The sequence below is a fragment of the Paucimonas lemoignei genome, assembly GCF_004342585.1.
In the GTDB taxonomy this organism is placed as follows: Bacteria; Pseudomonadota; Gammaproteobacteria; order Burkholderiales; family Burkholderiaceae_D; genus Paucimonas; species Paucimonas lemoignei.
In genome coordinates, this window is the sequence record NZ_SLZQ01000011.1 from 1 (window position 1) to 22,476 (window position 22,476).

19 protein-coding genes are annotated in these 22,476 nt (G+C 46.8%); all 19 read left to right on the forward strand.

The window, feature by feature from the left end:
• Positions 1–565 precede the first annotated feature (565 nt).
• The 19 genes from EDC30_RS15030 (at position 566) to EDC30_RS15120 (ending at position 22,465) form a co-directional block, all read left to right on the forward strand.
• A complete protein-coding gene (locus EDC30_RS15030; RefSeq protein ID WP_243656806.1) occupies positions 566–2,521 on the forward strand; it encodes a polysaccharide biosynthesis protein in 1,956 nt (651 codons plus the stop codon).
• Positions 2,522–2,735: 214 nt separating this feature from the next.
• Complete coding sequence (locus EDC30_RS15035) at positions 2,736–3,419, forward strand: hypothetical protein (protein WP_132259677.1); 684 nt, start codon at positions 2,736–2,738, stop codon at positions 3,417–3,419.
• On the forward strand, positions 3,416–5,230 hold the full coding sequence (locus tag EDC30_RS15040; RefSeq protein WP_132259678.1) for a hypothetical protein: 1,815 nt from the start codon (positions 3,416–3,418) through the stop codon (positions 5,228–5,230). The genes EDC30_RS15035 and EDC30_RS15040 overlap by 4 nt, the downstream gene beginning before the upstream one ends.
• A gap of 213 nt (positions 5,231–5,443) precedes the next feature.
• On the forward strand, positions 5,444–6,502 hold the full coding sequence (locus tag EDC30_RS15045; RefSeq protein WP_132259679.1) for a glycosyltransferase: 1,059 nt from the start codon (positions 5,444–5,446) through the stop codon (positions 6,500–6,502).
• A gap of 221 nt (positions 6,503–6,723) precedes the next feature.
• On the forward strand, positions 6,724–7,605 hold the full coding sequence (locus EDC30_RS15050) for a Wzz/FepE/Etk N-terminal domain-containing protein (protein WP_132259680.1): 882 nt from the start codon (positions 6,724–6,726) through the stop codon (positions 7,603–7,605).
• Between the two features lie 584 nt (positions 7,606–8,189).
• Complete coding sequence (locus tag EDC30_RS15055) at positions 8,190–9,260, forward strand: polymerase (RefSeq protein ID WP_165973837.1); 1,071 nt, start codon at positions 8,190–8,192, stop codon at positions 9,258–9,260.
• Between the two features lie 74 nt (positions 9,261–9,334).
• Positions 9,335–10,663, forward strand: a complete 1,329-nt coding sequence (locus tag EDC30_RS15060; RefSeq protein WP_165973838.1) for an oligosaccharide flippase family protein — start codon at positions 9,335–9,337, stop codon at positions 10,661–10,663.
• A gap of 19 nt (positions 10,664–10,682) precedes the next feature.
• A complete protein-coding gene (locus tag EDC30_RS15065; RefSeq protein WP_132259683.1) occupies positions 10,683–11,969 on the forward strand; it encodes a hypothetical protein in 1,287 nt (428 codons plus the stop codon).
• Positions 11,962–12,987 (forward strand): Gfo/Idh/MocA family protein, encoded by a 1,026-nt coding sequence (locus EDC30_RS15070; protein WP_132259684.1) that lies wholly within the window; start codon positions 11,962–11,964, stop codon positions 12,985–12,987. Before EDC30_RS15065 ends, EDC30_RS15070 begins: the two co-directional genes overlap by 8 nt.
• Positions 12,974–13,693, forward strand: coding sequence for an acylneuraminate cytidylyltransferase family protein (locus tag EDC30_RS15075; RefSeq protein WP_132259685.1), 720 nt, complete (start codon positions 12,974–12,976; stop codon positions 13,691–13,693). The genes EDC30_RS15070 and EDC30_RS15075 overlap by 14 nt, the downstream gene beginning before the upstream one ends.
• A gap of 46 nt (positions 13,694–13,739) precedes the next feature.
• Positions 13,740–14,510, forward strand: a complete 771-nt coding sequence (locus EDC30_RS15080) for an SDR family oxidoreductase (RefSeq protein WP_243656807.1) — start codon at positions 13,740–13,742, stop codon at positions 14,508–14,510.
• A 23-nt stretch (positions 14,511–14,533) separates the two neighbouring features.
• The gene (neuB, locus tag EDC30_RS15085) at positions 14,534–15,571 is read left to right on the forward strand and encodes an N-acetylneuraminate synthase (RefSeq protein ID WP_132259687.1); all 1,038 of its coding nucleotides are present in this window, start codon (positions 14,534–14,536) and stop codon (positions 15,569–15,571) included.
• Positions 15,568–16,701 (forward strand): UDP-N-acetylglucosamine 2-epimerase, encoded by a 1,134-nt coding sequence (neuC, locus tag EDC30_RS15090; RefSeq protein WP_132259688.1) that lies wholly within the window; start codon positions 15,568–15,570, stop codon positions 16,699–16,701. Before neuB ends, neuC begins: the two co-directional genes overlap by 4 nt.
• Entirely contained in the window at positions 16,691–17,332 is a 642-nt protein-coding gene (locus EDC30_RS15095; protein ID WP_132259689.1) for a NeuD/PglB/VioB family sugar acetyltransferase, read from the forward strand. The genes neuC and EDC30_RS15095 overlap by 11 nt, the downstream gene beginning before the upstream one ends.
• Positions 17,286–18,791 (forward strand): aminotransferase class I/II-fold pyridoxal phosphate-dependent enzyme, encoded by a 1,506-nt coding sequence (locus EDC30_RS15100; RefSeq protein ID WP_132259690.1) that lies wholly within the window; start codon positions 17,286–17,288, stop codon positions 18,789–18,791. Before EDC30_RS15095 ends, EDC30_RS15100 begins: the two co-directional genes overlap by 47 nt.
• A gap of 69 nt (positions 18,792–18,860) precedes the next feature.
• Complete coding sequence (locus tag EDC30_RS15105) at positions 18,861–20,003, forward strand: N-acetyl sugar amidotransferase (RefSeq protein WP_132259691.1); 1,143 nt, start codon at positions 18,861–18,863, stop codon at positions 20,001–20,003.
• Positions 20,000–20,614 (forward strand): imidazole glycerol phosphate synthase subunit HisH, encoded by a 615-nt coding sequence (gene hisH, locus EDC30_RS15110; RefSeq protein ID WP_132259692.1) that lies wholly within the window; start codon positions 20,000–20,002, stop codon positions 20,612–20,614. The genes EDC30_RS15105 and hisH overlap by 4 nt, the downstream gene beginning before the upstream one ends.
• A 1-nt stretch (position 20,615) precedes the next feature.
• The gene (locus EDC30_RS15115; RefSeq protein ID WP_132259693.1) at positions 20,616–21,434 is read left to right on the forward strand and encodes an AglZ/HisF2 family acetamidino modification protein; all 819 of its coding nucleotides are present in this window, start codon (positions 20,616–20,618) and stop codon (positions 21,432–21,434) included.
• Positions 21,434–22,465: a polysaccharide biosynthesis protein gene (locus EDC30_RS15120; protein ID WP_132259694.1), complete on the forward strand. Its 1,032-nt coding sequence runs from the start codon at positions 21,434–21,436 to the stop codon at positions 22,463–22,465. Before EDC30_RS15115 ends, EDC30_RS15120 begins: the two co-directional genes overlap by 1 nt.
• The last annotated feature ends 11 nt before the right edge of the window (positions 22,466–22,476 follow it).

Genomic DNA, 22,476 nt, shown 5'->3' on the forward strand with positions numbered 1-22,476 from the left:
GTCGATGCAGACATTAATTGACGGTAGAAAGGAGTGGCACGATAAAATCACCACATTGAATAGCTGAATTTGACCTGACAGCCGCATACGTCAAATCGGGCAACTGTCAGGTCAGATCGCGTTTACTACAACTTATGTCAGTAGTATCATGCCAATTCAAATTTTACCCTCTGTTTATCCTAATGTTGGGAGTGCTAACATTTGACCCATGTGGGCCCATAGAAAATAATAAAGCACTGTCTCATGAGAAAATGGATGCGACCAAACTCTATAATGCATTATGGTGCTCGGTGGGGTGATATTGCTGCAGACACTCCCAAAGTGCTCTTTGCAACATGCATTTTTGCTGATCGACGTCCTTAGCCGATGTTCTAAAGATTAATACGAACGATGCTGTTGCAGCTGCTTAGATTGTTTTTTCCATTTTTTCTAAATAGAGTCATCACTTTTTGTTTCTAAGTTATAATTTCTCTTAGTATATTTGTGCACGCCAAATTGTCACCAATATTGGTCGACTTTGTATTCCTCCTCCGACTTAAGCCCCCCGGTAAAGTATCAAATTAATATGCTCGCAGCAAAGCCCACGATTGCCATTCGTTTTAGTAAGCGTCTTGTGTCTATGCGGCGATGGATAAAGACAGCCCTCATGTTGGCGGCGGATTTGGTTGCAATGCCACTCTGCTTTCTAACTGCTATGTTATTGCGGCTGGGCGACCTTGAAGCTGCCATTGGCTACGGCATCGGCGCATATATTGTAGTGGGGATGCTGACGGTAGGCGTATTTACTTTGTCCGGGTTGTACCGTGCAGTTATACGCTTTATCGATCAGACGCTACTACGCGCTACTGGCATCAGTCTGGCGCTGGCTGTGGTGAGTGCCTATGCTGTTACGTTTTTCTGGCGATCACAGACATTGCCGGGCAGCGCGCTGGCCATCTATTGGTTCGTGGCTTTTTCCTATGTGGTTGGATCGCGTCTAGCGATACGAAACTTTTTACGCAAACACATTCCAGGACGCTTGTCGCATCAGAATGTGGTTGCGATTTATGGTGCAGGCAAAACTGGCGCTAAGCTGGCACAGGCTATCCGATTCAGTGATAAATATCGTGCCGTATGTTTTTTCGATGAAAAAAAGTCACTGAATAATCACAATGTAGCCGGACTAAAGGTATTTCACGCCAGCCGTATGCAAGCATTGGTGCAGGAGTTGAATATCGGTCTGATCGTAATAGCGATCCCGAGTGCATCGGCAGAACATCGCCGGCGCATCATGCACGATGCCCGTGAGGCAGGCATCAAGGTCAAGACGTTGCGCAGCGTCGTCGAGCTTGCCGATGAAACCATTTCCTCCCGATCGATTCGCGAAATAAAACTTGAAGATCTTCTCGGTCGTGAGCCGGTACCGCCGCAGGTGGACCTGTTTGCCCGCTGCGTGCACGGCAAGAGCGTGCTGGTCACCGGTGCAGGAGGTTCTATTGGCAGCGAATTGTGTCGCCAGATCATGGCCCAAAAACCAGCGGCGCTTCATCTGCTGGACCATTCCGAATATGCTTTGTATGCCATCGAGCAGGAATTGCGCGCTCGATTTCCCGAGGTGGTAATCCACCCATGGCTGGGGTCAGTCTGTGATGCAAAGCTCGTTGAGCGCGTCATGCAAGGCGGAAAGATCAATACGGTATACCATGCGGCGGCTTACAAGCACGTGCCGCTAGTCGAAGCCAACATGGCTGAAGGCATCCGCAATAATGTTACAGGCGCGCAGGTCGTTGCCGTTGCTGCAGACAAGTTCCGAGTTCAGACTTGCGTGCTGGTTTCTACCGACAAGGCGGTAAGGCCGACCAACATCATGGGTGCCAGCAAGCGTATTGCTGAACTGATATTTCAGGCTGCGTCGCAGAAGCCTGGGACCTCCACCACTTTCTGCATGGTTCGCTTCGGGAATGTGCTAGGCTCCTCCGGCTCCGTGGTGCCACTATTCAGAAAGCAGATCGAGGAAGGTGGCCCGATCACCATTACTCATCCTGAAATCGTGCGTTATTTCATGCTGATCCCAGAAGCCGCACAACTGGTAATCCAAGCTGGGGCGATGGCAAAGGGCGGCGAAGTGTTTGTGCTCGACATGGGTGAGCCAATCAAAATTGTCGATCTGGCACGGACTATGATCGACATGGCAGGGCTGGAAGAGAAAAATGAGGACCACCCGTATGGTGATATTGAGATTCGCTATGTCGGTTTACGTCCGGGTGAGAAGCTGTATGAAGAACTGTTGATTGGTAACGAAGCGGAGAGCAGCGAGCATCCACGAATTATGCGAACAACGGAATACTCGTTTGCACCGGAGATTCTGAGTACGTTGATCGATAATCTGGCTGGCGCATGTGTAATCGGCGACGATGAGGCGATCAAGCTGGCAATGCGGGAGATTGTCTGCGAATACGGGCCACAACTTGGTAATCTGCCCCGCAAATTAAGCGGACATAAAGGTGAAATTTTCTCCAATTTGTCAGTTATTTCTCATTAGCCAGACCTGCTATCGCTACCAAGCAAATCTGTTAGCCGGTAGTGATAGACTTATAAGCATGCGCGTCTAAACATGGCGATCGGCGGCATTGTCCTAATACATAAGTTGGCCTTGGCTGCTTGGCCTCTACCATTAGATCCCATAAAAATGGTGGGTAATCTCCTCCATTTTTCCATGGAGCGGTAGTTCTCCAAACCGAATTAAGTTGATAGCAATGCCACACTCAATTAGAAAAAAAAATATTACAAATGATGACCAAGTACTATCAAGGTTTTCATTCAGATTGATTATCGTAACTTTGACAGTATGGTTAATTGTTGGCTCAGTTGTAATTTATCTGCGAGATATTTCAATTTGGTTGGGAGTATGGGATAGATTTTCAATTAATGAAATAAACTACTCAAAGTATATTGATAATAGAGAATCAGCAGAAATATTTGAGGGCCAGTTAATACGTACTCGCCAAGGGTATCGGAACGGAGCGTTGATTGTTGGGCCGACAACTTTATATAGCCGAGAATTGATTCCTGTAGATAGTTCTTCAGCTTACATGATGAATTTCGATGTTTCTGCCGTAAGTAATGGCGCGAATGGTAAGACTGGATCGTATATTTTTGCAGGGATTGTACCTTTTGACAAAAACAAGAATCAAATATCAAATCCACGAACACATTTGTATGGTGTTGCTTGGAGCGTGCCGGTCAAGATGGCAGATGGTATCCGTAATTTTCGTGGCATTTTTTCTCCAAATGGAGATGGTTTAACGTTGCTCCCTGCTGATACCGCTTACATAAAATTAGCAATCGATGTTAATTACGGCGATCCAACTGCGGCAGTCATCGTTTCCAATATTAAATTTGAACGGTCAATCCGTGGTCCGGTGGGAGAAAAAAAATGACATTGATGAAGGGGGGACTCGCAATCGGGCTATTTTGTTTTTTGATCGGACTTATTTGGCCAACACCCAATAAATCTGATTTTTCGAGCCAAATTGTATTAACAGTAGCCAAGTCATTGTGGCTTAGCTGGTTAGTTGTGGTTATTTCTTATTTGCTAAATATTGGTGACATTTCATTAGCATTAATGGCAGTAGTTGTTTGCACGGTTGTTTGGCGATATAAGAATCGCAAAGACAATATCATGACCTTTGCATGCCCCGGGATTTTGACTGTTCTTATTGTGACCGGCGCATCTGCCTTATTAATTGTTGATTCCCAGGCTGCTAAATCCTTTTTAGAAGGAAACTTGGTTCTTTCTGGGTGGGATATCAACATGTCCTGGAATCGCTGGGCTATGCAATTATATGAAAATCAGTATAGTCCATATAATGCCGCCTATCCTGTTTTTATTCCCGGAATTTGGTCACTTATTTACAAAGCTCAGTCCGATCCCTTGACATGGGTGCTGCCTAAGGTATTTCTTCTTATTTTTCCAATAATCGTCCTTATTCAAAATATTCAGCTAGCCGGAAATCGCAAGCCACTTGCGGCCATCATTATCTTTTTAGTTTTCTCTCAAATTTTCTTAAACAATAAGCTTTTACTAAGCGGTCTTATGGACTCAATAGTAATGATGCTGATTTTAATTAGCGGCATTGCACTTTATTTGACGGCGATATCAAAAGATTCAGACCTCGATACAAATATATATGCTTTTTCTGCCGCTCTATTTGCTGGCATTGGCGCGATTACAAAACAACCGGGCATGCTCGCTGCCGTCATAGTAGGGATAAGTCTTCTTATTATTGGAATTAAAAAAAAGAAAAATTATAAATGGTACGGTCTAATATATGTATTGCTTTTTTTGCCATTATCAACGTTTATGGCAATATACTTAACGACTCCTGAAACGCCGACGCCACTAGGGAATATATCTCACCTTGCTTTCCTTACCAGTAATGCATCTGGAGGAAGTTTTTATGAACATGCTTGGAAACATATTGTAACGATGTTCGGCAGATTTCCTTTGTTAGTGATCCTGACGGGAGCTCTTTTAAACTTTGTTTCGCCTAAACGTACCGTAAGCCAAATTGGATTACTGTACTTGAGCGGATCTACTATCGCATTTTTTGCTTATTCAAATTGCTGTGCCTATGACGAGCGAAATGGCTGGTTTATGATCTCGCTGTTAGGTATTTCTTGTATTTGCGGAGTATCTATCCTTGAGCATGGTCTAAAGCAAGAAATTTCTGCGATAAGAAAAAAAATTACAGCGCCAATTTTTTGGAAACGCATCAAATCGAATTTATTATTACGGCGGGAATTAGCATTCCGTTATTCTCATTTTGAATTGGCGGCAATTGGAGTGATAGTAGTGGTTGCTGTCATTGCGCAAATTTCAGTTGGAGAGTCCCAATTCTTAAAATTCGCAAAGGAGGGGCGTCGTTCAATTGTATGGCCATCGGTTAATCATTTAATCTATTCCCACCTAAATAAATTAGGGAATCAATTTATTATTACCAATTATCCATTTGTGGCGTATTTGCCAGATCTCGAGGGCAGGTATAGGTCGTGCTCAGAATTTCAATGTGTAAGCTCCTTGATTGCTCAGCACCCCGGAAGCGTAGTTTTGCTCGGGCGAGACTCTTTTGACTATCCTGAGCTAAGGAAGTCACTGAAGCCGGACGATATATTGGGGACAGAAGAAAAGCATGGTTTCTCAATTACTCGAGGTCTATCTACGAAAGATTTACAGACATCCGAAAAATAGAGCTAAATGGAAAAGTGGCCTCGCCAATTTTGGGGTATTTGAGTAAATTTGTGCTTCGCTAGCTTATATATTTTATGCTGCAAGTGTTAGTTACTTAAACTGTTACCCCTTGTGCGCCAGCCACGTTCGCCAACATACTTGGTCTAGCACGCAAAAACTAAAAGATAAAATTCTGCCTTATTCCTTCATTAGATTGCCTACCTGCATTTCAACATGATATTGATCCCCGCATTTGAACCTGATCGTACATTGATTAGCTTGATTGATAATATCAAAAAGTTAATGACACAATTAGGTGAAGAATTTTCTATTCTTGTAGTAGATGATGGATCAAAAACCGAGAAGTCAAAACAAGTGTTCCAGGAATTAATTGCACGCGGTGTTGAAGTTCAAGTGCACGACATAAACAAAGGTAAAGGTGCTGCGTTAAAATCGGGATTGGCAGAAGCAAAACGCCGTGGATTAGATTTTGTCGTAACTGCGGATGCAGATGGCCAGCATGCCCCGGAAGACATCATCAGAGTGCTTAAGGCCGGGAATCTAAAAGGTGATACGGTTATCCTTGGAAAACGGGAATTTGACTCTAATACTCCCTTCAGATCTCGGTTTGGCAATATTCTAACGGCATATATTTTCCACCTACTTCATGGGCAATTGATAAAGGATACGCAAACAGGCCTTAGATATATCCCTAAAAGTTGCTTTGACGATCTTCTTAAAATCAATAAAGACCGATATGACTTTGAATTATCGGCGCTGATCTTATTTGCTAAGTCGCAAAAATTGCAGGAATTAGAAATTAAAACAATTTACGAACCCGGAAACCCGTCTTCCCATTTCAGAAAAATCCGCGATTCCGCCAAAATTTATGCTGTCTTGTTCCGTGGGGGAATAGTTTCTTTGACGCTTGCACTGATAGATTTTCTGACATTTCATATAGTAGAGCAATTAACAAGTTCTACAATCACATCAGTAATTACTGCAAGAATTATTGGGACATTCGGTTATTTTTTTATGGCTCGAGGTTTTGTGTACAACGCAACGGAACGATTGTTTATACCCCTATTAAAATATGTGACATTAGTAATAATAAATATTGCGTTACTTGTTCCTTTGATTGATACGGCGAAGGCGTTGCTAAATTGGCCAAAAACAGCAGCCTATATATTATTTACCTTTATTTTGTTTATATTTAATTTTTACATTCAAAAATTACTTGTGTTTAATGAAGGTGGAGTAATGTCGCCTAAGATTAACGGAAATGAAAAATAATATTTTTTCTTTGCGAAGGGGGGATGCTGCTTTAAAGAGAAAACAGGCAGAGAGTGACTTATACTCGCACCTTCAGAATGAGTTAACCATTATCTTGCTCGTGCGTTCTCCGCTACCAGACAATTATTTTTTAATAATTTTGTAGGCAGTTATGACTGCGGCGAATGCTGTAAAAACGGTAAAAATTCACTTAGTATATTTTCAAATAGCCATTGATTTAAATGCAAAATACAGAAACTAAAGAAACATCGTTCATAAACAATGATCGAGGAGAACGGAGTGGCTTATCTGAAATTATTCAATTTGCAAAAGAAGGGAAATACTGGATCATTTCTTCGACAGTTACATGTTTTATACTTGGAGTGGCAATTGCTTTTCTAACTCCTCCGACATATGAAGCAGTAGCAAGTATACAAATGGCCTCCATCACGAGCAAAGACGTTGACACACCGGTCGTGGTTGCCGAAAAACTTAAACTCCCAAGTTATTACTCCGAACAAACTTTTAAAGTTTGTCAAATTGCAGAGCATCCAACTGCAGGGCGTTATTTGTCAAAAGAGCTCCGACCAACAGCAATAAAAAATGCATCAATTATCAACCTTAGGTTCAGGGGACAATCGCCCAGCAAGGCTCAGCGTTGCTTAGAGTCTGTGCTTGCTGATATTAGAAAAGATCAAGCTACTTTAGCAAAGCCCGCATTAGAAATAAAGCAAGCAGAGCTTCGCGCATTAGAGCTAAAACTCGAGGCATCAGAAGCTTTAAAAGCCCAACTACCAGTAAAAAATATTGATTTTGTGTTCGACAACTCTAAGATTTCCGGCTCTGCTTTATTGTTAGCAACATTAATTACAGCGGAAAATGACATAAGGAATTTACGAAGTCAAATATCTGATTTGAAAATTGCTTTATCTGAGCCGCAAACAAAACAGGCTTCTCTCGTGGCGCCTATTTACGCGCCCAATATAGAGGCAGAGCCTCAAAAGCTATTAATCCTTCTAGCTTCAGTATTTGCGGGACTTGTGCTTGGCATATTAATATTTGCAACAAAAAAATCCATTATCGCAAACGGTGCTAGATTAAATCGTACGCACTCAACGGATTAGCCATCACTAAAAATAACCGCAAGTTATTGATGTCTTTAGTCTTGGCCGAACAATTCATATTAATTAGGGATTGATTGATGCAGGAGGCAATACGTTTCAAGATAATTCTCGAAGTGGCCATGTGATTGCCCCATTTTGCGCCTAACAGCTCTAATGGTGCGCTCGATATTTTTATGGGCTCGAAAGCAGTGAAATTGAGCTGCCTACACCACGAGTACTAACTTCGTCGAACCGTGCCAAGTATTAAAATTCGCGCAATTCGCGAAAGGTGCTCTATAGTTTCTATGTTGCGAATGCCAACTGTTCTGTCTCACGACTCCTCTATTTTCAAGCCGGTGGGTATAACTGCGACTGTCGCATTGTACCTATTTGGAATCGTTTTTTTATACTCAGCTCATGTTGCTGGCGTATCGAACCTTTGGTATTTCGTTAGCCTTTACTTTTTGCATTTATTTCTGTTGCCGCCGACACGGACAATTTCCCCTGCGAGCGTGCTATACGGCTATTACGGGCTTTGGTTCATCGTAGCACCAATATTTGCCAAAAGGTATGAGGATTATGTTTTTACTCTTCCAGAATATACCTTGGCAATCGTATTGGCATATTCGGTATTTGGTTCGGGACTAATTGCCCTTTACATAGGTGAATTTGCGGGGGCACGTCAGTATCTGCCTAAGATGCAGAAAGTCGAAATTGACGAAAAACCACAACGTCGGCTACAAATTTCAATTTTAGTTTTATACGCCATTGCCAGCGTTGCGGTCATGATGATCGTCATAAGCTCTGGTGGATTGGCAAAGTGGATTGCTGATCCTGGCGATGCGTTTCTTAACAGAGGTGGCTCCGGTATCTATGTGATCATCAGCCATTTTTCCGCATTTGCGCTCGCAGCAATATCTGGTTACTACACATACGTACGTGGATCAAAACTGCCGATTGTGAGTTATTTGATATGGTTAGCAATAACATCTCCAGTCCATGGAAGTAAGTTGCATATTGCTACACTGGGGATAGTTTTGTTCATGCCGTGGCTCTCAAAGCTTCGGCCATTAAGTTTTAAGTCGATAATTTTTTATTTTTTCTTGGCATTCGTCTTTTTTCTTGGAATGTACTTCCGTGGCTTGACTTGGGAGGACATGGCATTCAGCCTGCCTTATGTGCTGAATTATTTTTCAGCATTGGAAAATTTGGCTTTCTCTATACGTGATTTTGATCCTGGTTTTATTACTACTTTCTTTCTTCCGTTTGTTAAATTCCTCACCCCCTTCGGGCTGGCGGAGCCAAACATGTATTTCGATATGAATCACATGTTAACGGATCATTATTATCCAGAGGCGTGGGAGATACGTGCTACAGAACAGTGGCCCGTAGAAACGGATCTTTACTTAAATTTTTACTTCATTTGCGGGTTGCCTCTCGTAGCTGGATATTTTTACATTGTCGGATTTTTGCATGGTCGAGCGCATTCCGTAAAAACATTAGGCTGGATATTTGTTAGCACTCTTATGTCAGTTTGGATGATTTCTCATCTGCGGGGTAGTTTGTATAACCATACGGATTTTTACCAATATCCATATCTAATTCTAATGTTTTTGTTATTTAAAAATTTTTATCTCGAAGATCCTGCTGGACAATCAAATAGTAAAAAAGATTGAATTCCCAATTGGTATAGGCTGTTTAATCAAAGATTATCCGCCCAACCACGGAACTTGAGAATATATTCAATTTAGTGGCTTCTATTACATCATTCCGCAACTCCCAATTTCTGATCTACGGATTGGCGGCAGGCATCAGCCGCGCAGGGGGATTGCTCGCCATTCCGGTAGCTGCCCATGCATTATCGCTCAATGAAATAGGCATCTATGCTATGGGTATCGCGCTGGTTCAAGTCCTCGCACAATTTTTATCGCTAGGTGGTGGTGCGGCGGTAGCAAGGGAGGGCGCTGCAAATACACTGTTGGCACGGTCGTTGGCCCTACAATTTTCATTAGCAGCCTTAATGCTCGCAGCATTGATTTCCGTAGCTATTATTGTTTTACCTGTTAATAATTATTGGATTCTCTTTATATTTCTGGCTGCACATGAGGCGATACAACAGCTTTTTCAATTGGTTTTACGTGCCGAAAATCGCCCTCTTGTTTTCTTGATTTTTGCGGTCGTTAAAACTTTTTTATGGGTAGGTTTCGCTAGCTTGGTTTTGTACTTTAGACCAAATAGTGCTTGGGATCTTGACACTTGGCTGGTCGTGCAATTGGGTGTGTATTCAATAGTTACTTTGGCCTTCGTATGCCATCGGCCTTTAAAAAAGGTCGGTAAACTTCCTGTCGCGCCAGAAGTGCGCTGGGCTTATCAACATTTACCGTACTGTTTACCACTGATTGTGCATGGTCTAGCACAATGGGCATTGAATAGCTCCGACCGATTTGTTGTTGGCTGGATGACCGGCAATGAGAAACTGGCAATTTATAGCTTGGCTTATACCGTCGCGTCCGTGATGTCAGTGTTATTGAGCGGCCTCGGGCTGTACTTGCCACATGAAATTATGAAGAATATGACTGAATGGTCTTCTGCGCTGACACGCTATAAATTCATTAAAAAATTCGTCTTGAGTTATGTGGTGATTGTCATATTTTTGTATGCTGCTTTTTTGTTGGACTATAAATACATTGGAGCCCTCAAATACTATCACTATTCAATGCCGTTAATTATTGGCATCGTTGTGGCCGCATTATTGTATTTGTCGGTTTATCAAATATATGTGTGTTTCTTGTTTGCGACCAAGGCAACCATGAAGCTCAGCAAGATTACATTGCTCGTTTCACTCTTTTATTTTCTGATTTTGGTCCCGCTTGTTTATTTGCTTGAAAGTGTCGGAGCGGCTCTTGCTACACTATTGGCTTATATTTATTACATGTACGCTGTACGCAATGCAGCTGTTAAGATTTGCAGCCTTGATAGCAAATTGCTGTCTTCCGAAACACGCGCAACGTTCTATGGCGCCGTTTTTTGCATATTGGTGGGATTGGCATTGTCCAGCTTATTGATGACGCGATCTTAAATCTTAAGTGACCATGCTCATGTCCGTCTTGAATCAACCATTACAAAAGCGTTGGATTGTCGACTATCTGCAAGCCACAGATAATGAAATACTTTTCGACGAATATGATTATCGCTCCTTGAACCTGACGCCGGATACATGCGGGTTTCTGCCAAGACCCACTAAATGGATCGGCCGCCTCCATTCTCGATTCTGGTTTTCCAAGCTCGCTTGGCGGATAGGACTTTTAATCTGGAGTTCTGGTGGCGCAGCAGTGTACCATTCAATACAATTTCTTCGTTACTTCATACAAGCTAGTAAGCAGCACGGTGAAATGCCGTTATCATCATGTCGGCATTTCGCGCTGGCTTTTTCATCCCGTGCAGCCGAAGTGATCAATAGCCATAGTGTTCCCGGTTTTTCCGCATGCTGGATAACGTTCCCTTGGGCACCGGTCAACCAGTTGCCAGCGGATGCAAATCATATTGATGTTTTTTCATTATTGTCGGCCCGCGATTTAATTCTGGCGCTCCGGCACGCAATGGTAAGCACGCAGGCAATGTCATATCGAGCAGACACAAAGAAGTGGCTACTGCATAGCTATACGGCATTTCGGTGGTTCGCCTCTAGAGCTGCACTCGAAAAGCTCGAAGGTGATTTCTACATAGCGGAGCATTATGATCGTTGGGCGGTCCTCGCTGACGGTGTAATTCATAACAGGCTACGCCCACGTGGCACAGGGGGCAGTATGTCACATCTGTCATTAATACAGCATGGAAGAGTTGAGGGCTTAAGTGACCCGAACCAGGCACCACAATTCCACATGACATTGAAGAGACGTCTTAAGGCGGTTTCCTTCCTCTATGTATATGATCAAACATCCGAAAATATTTTTAGAGAATCGATTCTGTCGACGCATTGTATTCGGCGCGGTATCCGCGTAAATCACTTCCGGCCGCAAATTGTTCTTCAAGAAGAAAGTTTGCCGACCAACAGTGCCAGTGTACTGTTTGTCGGTCATCCGGCATGTGAATCCTTACATGTGTTTCTATTACAGGAATTGAAGAGAAAATATTCGATCAATGCTTTTTACAAACCTCACCCGCTTATGCCGATGAGCACGGAACTCGTTGGTCAGGACTGGAAAGTTATTACAGAAAAGAGCCATTTTCCGCGGGTGCAATTTCTTGTTTCATATCCTTCGACGTTGGTAGTTGAGTATGCTTCATCGGGGATACCAGCAGTCGTACATCCAATAGATTTGTCCGTGCAGAATTACGACGCATTCAAAGCGGAAATCATTGCTCATATAGAACGTCATGGCTGAAAAATTTTTGATCGTCAGTTTAGGCAGTATTGGTCGCCGCCATTTGGCCAATTTACGACTGCTGCGCCCCAATGCGGAAATCGCCGTCTTGCGTCTACATTCCAACATATCATCTGAGGCCGTTCCGGATGGCGTCAATATTCAGTTTGCCTCAATCGATGAGGCCTTGGCGTTTCAACCTAACGCGGCTGTGCTTGCCGGCCCTGCATCCACTCGCTTGCCACTCATGCGCACATTTGCCGAAGCTGGCATTCCCATGTTTCTGGAAAAGCCGATATCCAACACGCTGACGGGATTGCAAGAGGTGTTGCAGTACTGCTCATTACGTAAGCTGCCGCTTATGACCGGATACAATTTACGCTTCTTACCTTCACTTAAAAAGGTTAAGTGTCTGCTGGACGATGGCTGCATCGGGCGGGTTCTGGCTGCACGTGCGGAAGTCGGGCAGTACTTGCCAGACTGGAGACCGACAAGTCGCTATCAGGATACAGTCTCGGCACGCAAATCGCTCGGGGGCGGAGCCCTTCTTGAGTTAAGCCATGAAATCGATTATCTTTACTGGTTTTTTGGACTTCCGGCTGCAGTCAGCGCCAGCGGCGGGCGTTACAGTTCTCTGGACATAGATGTGGAAGACTTGGTCAGCCTGAACCTCGAGTATGCGGATGAGTCGCGGCGTTTGGTCAGCGTTCACCTCGATTTTCTGCAACGTGCACCGACGCGTACTTGCAAGTTCATCGGCACTGAGGGAACGTTGGTCTGGAACGGCCTAAGCGATACGATCGATTTATATTCAGCTGCAACACGTTCCTGGTCGAGCATCGGCACAGCAGTCGGGCAATCTGACCGCAATCGTATGTATATCGACGAGTTGGCACATTTTCTCGCTTGCTTGGAAGAGAGTGACTCAATCCTGATTGATGGTGCACAAGCGTATGATGTTCTTGCCATTATCGAGGCAGCAAAAAGATCAATTCAAGAACAAACCAGGGTAAAGGTACACGGCTATGCACTCTGCTAACTTCAGGGCGATCGGATTCATTTTTGCCAGAGGTGGCTCAAAGGGGGTGCCCGGTAAAAATGTCAAATCTCTTGCCGGAAAGCCCCTAATTGCCCATTCAATTCAACTTGCAAATGAATGTCCGAGCTTGGAGTCGGTAATAGTCTCCACCGACGATATGCAAATTGCTAACGTCGCCCGCGATTTCGGCGCGAAAGTGCCATTCATGCGCCCGGCGGAACTGGCAACGGATACTGCACCGGAGTGGTATGCCTGGCAGCATGCAGTCAAATGGATGCATCGCGAACATGGCAGATTCGATGCCTTTGTGAGCCTTCCAGCGACATCCCCGTTTCGCGATGTAAGCGATGTCGAAGCGTGCATCGAATTGCTTCGCAATGATCCACACACCGATGCCGTGATTACTGTCAAATCTGCGGAGCGAAGTCCCTACTTCAACATGGTAACGCTGAATGAGCTCGGTTTCGCCGACTTGGTATGCAAACCCCACGGAAGTATCAGCCGCCGGCAGGACGCGCCGGTTGTGTACGACATTACTACAGTTGCCTACGCTGTGCGGCCAGAATTCATTTTGCGCGCTAACCGGCTATTTGATGGCAATATCCGCACCGTCACGGTTCCGGCGGAACGCGCATTAGATATCGACACACCTTACGACTTTCTTCTTGCAGAGGCGATCGCTGAAATCCGGAACAGGAACACCTGAACCATAATCTATTAGAACATACGACATGCGAACGCTTTCTCAACTCATGAGCTTAGAAGGACGACTGGCCGTCATCACTGGTGGTGCTGGTCATCTTGGTCGTGCCATGGCAGATGCTTTAGCCGAACTGGGATGCAGTGTCTGCCTGCTGGATCGAAACCGCAGCGCACTACGGGATGCGCAAGAGCAGTTGCAAGCTCGCTGGCAAACTCCTGTCGCGACACTCGAAATTGACCTTGAAGCAGAAAGCGAACGAGCCGCCGTTGCGGCTTGGATAACCGAAAAATTCGGCCGTGCTGATATTCTGATTAACAATGCCGGCTTTGTTGGCGATAGCCAGTTGCGGGGCTGGGTTGTTCCCTTTGAAGAGCAGGCAATTGATACTTGGCGGCGTGCGCTCGAAGTCAATCTAACGGCGGCATTCCACCTTTCCCAAGTATTGACTCCGCTGTTGAGAACAAGCGGCCATGGCTCAATTATTAATGTCGGTTCCATTTATGGCGTCGTTGGTCCAGATTTGCGCCTGTATGAAGGTACGCCGATGGGAAACCCAGCCGCATACGCCGCTAGCAAGGGCGGTTTGCTGCAGGCGACGAAATGGCTTGCCAGTGTGCTTGGGCCTGACGTACGCGTCAATGCCATCAGTCCAGGAGGGATAGCACGTAATCAGCCAGAGGCTTTTGCGCGTCGCTATGAGCAAAAAACCCCGCTGCGCCGCATGGGATTAGAAGAGGATTTCAAAGGTGCAGTCGCATATTTCGCAAGCGATCTTTCCGCTTGGGTCACAGGAGAAAACTTGATGGTGGATGGCGGATAGACAGTCTGGTAAGCGAAGCACGCATGCGCGACCGATGCTTTATCATCGCAGAAGCAGGGGTCAATCATAATGGCGATGAGAGGCTGGCCTTGGACTTGGTGGAAACTGCCGCCAGCTGCGGCGCAGACGCAGTGAAATTTCAGACCTTTTCCGCTGACAAACTGGTGCGGCCAGGTGCGGAGAAAGCCGAGTATCAAAAACAAGCTACCGGCAATGGGGACCAATATGCAATGCTCAAGGCACTGGAAATGTCGCCCGAATTGCATCAGCGACTGTTTGAACGATGCAAAGAGCTTGATATTGAGTTCATGTCAACCCCATTCGATGAAGATGCTGTGGAGTTTTTGCTGCATCTCGGCATGGAAAGAATCAAGATCCCGTCAGGTGAGATAACTAATGAGCCTTTTCTTACGTTTCTAGCCTCCAAGGGCAAGCCATTAATCCTTTCCAGTGGCATGGCCACCTTAGATGAAATACTGAGGGCGGTCGACGTGATTCAATGTGCTCGCAACGATTTTGGACTGGATACCCCACTTAATCAAGTATTGACCATCTTGCATTGCACTTCGAACTATCCGGCAAAGTGTAAAGATGTTAATTTGCGTGCTTTGCAGACGATCGCCGAAGCAACAGGTTTGCCGGTTGGCTATTCTGATCATACCCTAGGTATAGCGGTGTCCACAGCGGCTGTAGCTATGGGCGCCCGCATCATCGAAAAACACTTCACCATTGATCGCAAATTACCGGGGCCCGACCATCAGGCCTCCTTGGACCCTAAAGAACTGGCTCAGCTAGTCAGACAAATTCGTGATGTGGAGCAGGCACTGGGTTCTGCTATTAAACAGCCGACCGAATCTGAGTTGCCTGTTCGTGACTTAGTGCGTCGCAGCGTGACGTTAGTGCGCCCCCTAGTTGCAGGTGGCGTCGTATCCCGTGAGGATATGGCGTTGTTGCGACCAGGCACCGGCATCCCTCCAGCGGAGCTAGATGCCACTATTGGCAAAACCGTGACCAGAGATATTCCAGCCGGTACAACGCTACAGTGGAGCGATTTGGCATGACCCGCAAGATATGTTACATCAGCGGCACGCGAGCAGACTTTGGGCTTATGCAGTCAACGTTAGAGGCCATTCACCGAGCAGAGGGATTGGCGCTATCGGTCATCGTGACAGGTATGCATTTGGCTGCCGAGTATGGGAATACAGTGCAAGATATCGAAGCTGCAGGATTGCCGATTAAGGCGCGCATTCCTGTCGAAATCGGCACACCCAGCGGCGCAGGTATGGCACGCAATATCGCGGTCAGTCTAACCGGATTCGTTGAAGCGTTGCAGGATATCCAGCCCGATATAGTATTACTGCTGGGTGACAGAGGCGAAATGCTTGCGGGTGCATTGGCAGCAGTGCATTTGAATATCCCTGTCGCCCATATTCACGGCGGAGAACGCTCGGGTACCATAGATGAACCGATACGTCATGCCATTTCCAAACTGGCTCATTTTCATTTCACGGCGACGCGAGATGCTCACGACCGCCTAATACGGATGGGCGAAATGTCTGAGCGTATCTGGGTCACCGGCGCACCTGGCTTGGATGGCCTGAAAGATCTTGTATGTGCCAGTCGCACAGAATTATTGCAAGAAGTCGGTTTAGATCCCGAAAAATCTTTGGCGCTGCTCGTTTACCATCCCGTTGTTCAAGAGGCAGAATTTGCTGGTGCGAGCATGCTGGGTATTTTACAAGCTTTACAAAGCAAAAATGTCCAAATTATGGCGTTGCTACCGAATTCAGATGCAGGTAGCCAAAGTATCCGTGCAATCTTGGAGCAGTATGCCAAAACGCCTGGTATCCGGGTAGTTACACACTTTCCAAGAAGTCGATTTGTTTCCTGGATGGCTGCAGCAGATATTATGGTTGGCAATTCTAGCGCTGGTATCATTGAAGCTGCAACTTTTGGTACTCCAGTAATCAATATTGGCTCTAGACAGAACTTGCGTGAAAGAAATAAAAATGTTGTTGATGTCGCAGCTTTACCCAACGCCATAGAATTAGCTATTGAACAAACATTGGCACGAGAGCGAGATGGTTCTGGCAATATTTATGGCGATGGCAAAGCTGCGCAACGCATTGTTCAACTTTTGCAAACTATCTCTTTGAATTCGCAAATACTTGCAAAATGTAATGCGTATTAGATCGATTTTTTTAGTGGGAGCTGGCGGGCATGGCAAAGTCGTATTAGACGCATTAATACGAAGCGATGTGGCCATTGATAAAATTTGTATTTTAGACAGTAATACTGCTCTTCTCGGAAAAGAACTGTGCGGGCTAAAAATCAATATTCCAATAATACAAAACGGCTTAGAGCAGGGGGAATTTCATATTGCAATCGGGAATGGGAAGATCAGGCAGAATTTGTATTTGCAGCTTTTGGGGATTGGCAGCATGCCATTATCCGTAATTCATCCCGATGCGGTTGTATCTCGATTTTCCACCATTGGCTTAGGTAGCTTTATCGCTGCACGCGCAATCATTGCGCCAGCGGCGGAGATTGGCGAAGGGAGCATTATCAATCATGGTGCTGTTGTGGATCATGATTGTACAGTTGGATCGTTTTCACATGTCGCCCCAAATGTCACACTTGGCGGAGCGGTCAAGGTTGGTGCCAGGGTGTTAATTGGCGCCGGGGCCAATATACTGCCAAACATCAAAATTGGTGATGATGCGGTGATTGGGGCTGGTGCCGTTGTATTAAATGATATCGCTGCGGGCGAAACATATGTCGGCGTTCCCGCCACATCAATTAGCAGGAGTAATTGTGATTAATGTCTCAAAAATTTCGGTAAAGCGCAGTACGTCATTGCGGGACGCATTGGAAACTCTGAACCGCGCAGGTACCGGAATTCTCCTGTTGAACACTGATGATGGTCGATTTGAAAGAACAGTTACCGATGGGGATTTGCGTCGTCTGATTCTGGAAGGATGCCAGCTTGATGAATCTATTGCATTGCTCAAAGCTATAGATTCGGTAGTGATTCAGACGCCGTACACGCGCCGGGAAGCATTGGCGTTGATGAACAAGCATTCGATCAACCATTTGCCCGTACTGGATGACCGCTTACACGTAAGTCAAGTTCTGGAACGCCGTGAAATCGATGGACAAATTTTGTTATCGACGCCTCATATGGGCGACGCGGAACGGGAATTTGTAGAAGAGGCTTTCCGTACAAATTGGATTGCACCGCTAGGCCCCAATGTTGATGCCTTTGAACGCGAACTGGCGGAAAAGGTTGGTTGTAAATATGCCGCAGCACTGAGCTCCGGTACGGCTGCAATCCATCTTGCCTTACGAATGTTGGATGTGGGGCCGGGCGATCTAGTATTTTGTTCTACACTGACCTTTGCTGCGAGCGCCAATCCGATTATGTATCAAGGTGCGCAACCAGTTTTCATTGATTCCAACGCTGATAGCTGGAATATGTCTCCAGCAGCGTTGAAACATGCTTTGCAATGGGCCAAGAAAGAAGGTCGCTTACCTAAGGCTGTGATAGTAGTAAGTTTGTACGGACAGAGCGCGGACATGGATCCATTGTTAGCGCTGTGCGACGAATATGGCGTGCCACTGATCGAAGACGCCGCTGAATCATTAGGCGCAAAGTACAAAGGACGCGCCAGTGGCACGTTCGGAAGCATGGGTATCTATTCATTCAATGGCAACAAGATAATTACCACGTCTGGTGGCGGCATGCTGGTTTCGGACGATGCGAGTTTTATCGAAAAGGCACGTTTCTTGGCAACGCAGGCACGCGATCCTGCACCACACTACCAGCACAGCCAAATTGGCTATAACTATCGGATGAGTAATATCTTAGCTGGAGTGGGACGTGGCCAGCTGCAGGTGCTTGAAGAACGCGTGCATGCAAGGCGCACCGTATTTTCACGTTATCGCGAATTGCTCTCCGATATTGCAGCACTGGAGTGGATGCCTGAACCGGAATGGAGTTATGCAACCCATTGGTTAACCGCCTGCACTATTAATCCGCAATTTACGAAAACTACCAGCGAGGAACTGATCCAGCGGCTATCGGCTGAAATGATCGAAGCTCGCCCGTTGTGGAAACCGATGCACCTACAACCGGTATTCGCTTCAGCCCCCTATTTTTCAGATGGAGAAATGTCGGTATCAGATGATTTGTTCAATCGCGGCGTATGTCTACCCTCCGGATCGAACATGACCGACGAAAGCCTGGAAAGAGTAGTTGCCACAATCCGGAAGATTTTATAGGGATACTATAAAAATATACAAGTCGGCCAACCCGGAATTAAACAATATAAATTGCCACATAGATAAATAATGAGTCATTCAGACTACCGAATTTGTACCAACTGCATCATGGACACTTCCGATCCGAACATTACGTTCGATGATCGCGGTTGGTGTGACTACTGCAACAACTTCCATAGTACGATCCGGCCGAACTGGCATACCGACGAACGCGGTGAACGCGAACTAATGCAGATCGCCGAGCAGATTAAGAAGGCCGGCGAAGGAAGGGATTTCGATTGCATCATCGGCTTGAGCGGTGGGTTGGACAGTTCCTATCTAACTTACGTCGCCAAGGAAAAGATGGGCTTGCGCCCCCTGCTATTCCATGTGGACGCCGGCTGGAACACCGATCAGGCGGTGGGGAATATCGAAAAGTTGGTGGACGGCCTTGGCCTGCATTTGTACACAGAGGTGATCAACTGGGAAGAAATGAAGGACCTGCAGGTCGCCTTCCTAAAATCCCAGATTCCGGACCAGGATCTGCCGCAGGACGGCGCTTTCTTTTCGACGCTGTATAAATTCGCCCGCCAGCACAAGCTCAAATACATTCTTACCGGTAGCAACTTCTCGACCGAATGTTGCCGCGAACCGGAAGAATGGGGTGGCTATCCTGGCATCGACACCACCCTATTCCGTGACATTCACGCCAAGTTCGGTAAGCGGACACTGGAGACATTCCCGCTGGTCGATATCATGGTGTACAAGATTTACTACCGCTACTTCCATGGCATGGAAGTCGTCAAGCCGCTCAATCTCGTGCCATACAATAAAAAGGCTGCGGAAGGTCTGCTGTATGAAAAATTTGGTTGGGAAAAATTCCAGCACAAACATCATGAGTCGCGCTTTACTCGGTTTTACGAAGACTACTGGATGCCACGTAAATTCGGCTATGAAAAGCGCCGGGCGCATTTCTCCAGCCTGATTATGACTGGTCAAATGACGCGTGACGCTGCTCTGGAGCGTATCTCTAAGCCAGAACTAGACGAGCATTTTCTGGAGCAGGAATTCGAGTATGTCGCCAACAAACTGGATTTGTCGGTCGACGAGCTGCGCCAGATCTTCAAAGGCGAAAACAAGACATACCATGCTTACAAAAATAAGCGTTATCTGATCGGGCTTGGCTCGAACGTCATGCGTACCTTGGGGCTGGAAAAAAGACTGTTCAGATGATCGCGATTATTGATTATGGGCTGGGTAATATCCTAGCCTTTGCGAACGTTTACAAACGCCTTAACATCCCGGTTACAGTCGCGAAAAGCGCGGCAGACCTGAATGGGGCAAGCAAACTGATCCTGCCGGGCGTCGGCGCTTTCGACCATGCGATGAAGCTGCTGCAGGAGGCTGGTATGCGTGAGCCGCTTGACGAGATGGTGCTGCAGCAAAAGGTGCCGGTACTGGGCATTTGCGTCGGCATGCAAATTCTTACTCAGGGAAGTGATGAAGGTATCCTGCCGGGGCTTGGCTGGATCCCCGGACGGGTGCGCGCCTTTCGCAACACGCTGGGCGCTGAGGAAATGCCGTTGCCGCACATGGGCTGGAATGAGGTGCAGCCAGCGAACGGGCATCCGCTATTCAAAGGCATGGAAAACGACGCGCGTTTTTATTTCCTGCACTCCTTTTACTTCGAATGCGCCCAGCCGCAACATGCCGTCGCACGCGCTTTCTACGGCGTCGACTTCAGTTGCGCAGTCCAGTCGGAAAATGTCTTTGGCGTCCAGTTCCATCCAGAGAAAAGCCACCATTTCGGCGTCAACTTGCTGAAGAATTTTGCGGAACTGTGAGATGTTAAGACCTCGAATCACTCCCTGCCTGCTGGTCCACAATAACGGCCTGGTGAAGACTGTCGGCTTCAAGTCGCCCAAATACGTAGGCGACCCGCTCAACGCGGTCAAAATCTTCAACGAGAAAGAAGCCGATGAATTAATCGTGCTCGACATCGATGCTGCGGTCAACAAGTCCGAACCGAATTACAAGTTAATCGCCAATCTGGCAATGGAATGCCGCATGCCGCTGTGCTATGGGGGCGGCATCAGCACGCCGCAACAGGCGCGAAAGATTATCGGCCTGGGCGTCGAAAAAGTTGCCATTAGTAGCGCCGCCATCGAGAACCCGGACATCATCCCCGGCATCGCGGATGAAATCGGCCGCCAGAGCGTGGTTGTTGTACTTGACTACAAGAAGCGCATGCTGGCGCGCGAGCCGGAAGTCTGGATCCACAACGGCACCAAAAACACTAAACGCAGCGTAACCGAAGTGGCAACCCAGGTTGAAGCGTTAGGCGCCGGCGAAATCGTCATCAACTCGATCGAGCATGATGGCCAGATGAAGGGCTACGATCTGGCCATGGCACAGCGCCTGCGCCAGGCAGTGAAACTGCCCATTACCATCCTTGGCGGCGCTGGATCTCTGGAAGACATTGGCAAATTGATCGGCGCCTGCGGCGTCGTCGGTGCCGCAGCAGGCAGCCTGTTCGTCTTCAAGGGGCCGTACAAGGCCGTGTTGATTAATTATCCGAGTCTGGAACAAAGGGACGGCATCATCCGCGCGGCACTGCCATCCAGACAGGCGACTAACGACCGGCATCCATACAGGGAGTCTTAATGTTTTCCAACCAAATTCTGCTCATTACCGGCGGCACCGGCTCGTTCGGCAATGCCGTGCTCAACCGTTTTCTGCAGTCGGACCTGAAAGAAATCCGCATATTCAGCCGCGATGAAAAAAAGCAGGATGACATGCGCAAGCGCTATGCCAGCGATAAGCTGAAGTTCTATATCGGCGATGTGCGCGACTACAATGCAGTGCTGAATGCCACGCGCGGCGTGGACTATATTTACCATGCCGCCGCGCTTAAACAGGTTCCTTCCTGCGAATTCCACCCGATGGAAGCGGTCAAGACCAATGTGATCGGCACGGAAAATCTCCTGGAAGCCGCCATCACCAATGGCGTCAAGCGCGTGGTGTGCCTGAGCACCGACAAGGCTGTCTATCCAATCAATGCTATGGGCATTTCCAAGGCAATGATGGAAAAAGTAATGGTGGCCAAGTCTCGCAATGCCGGATCGGATACCGTCATTTGCGGCACCCGCTACGGCAATGTAATGGCGTCGCGTGGCTCGGTGATCCCGCTGTTCGTGGACCAAATCCAGACTGGTAAGGCGATCACTATCACCGATCCGGCCATGACACGCTTTATGATGACGCTGGAAGATGCTGTTGAACTGGTATTGTACGCATTCAAACATGGTGAAAACGGCGACATCTTCGTGCAAAAAGCACCGGCGGCCACCATTGAAGTTCTAGTCAAAGCCTTGCTCGGCTTGCTAGACAAAACGCACCATGAGATCAACGTCATCGGAACACGCCATGGTGAAAAGCTGTTTGAAGCTCTCCTGAGCCGGGAAGAAATGGCATGTGCCGAGGATCGCGGCGGCTATTATCGCGTGCCTCCCGATTTGCGCGACCTGAACTACGGCAAGTTTGTAGAGCAGGGTGAGCGTTCGATTTCCATCAGCGAGGATTACAATTCGCACAATACCGAGCGTCTCGACGTCGAGGGCATGCAGCGACTCTTACTCAAACTTGACTTCATTCGTGACCTGATTGCGGGCAAGCCCGCGCATGCAATTGACTGAGCGGCTCTACC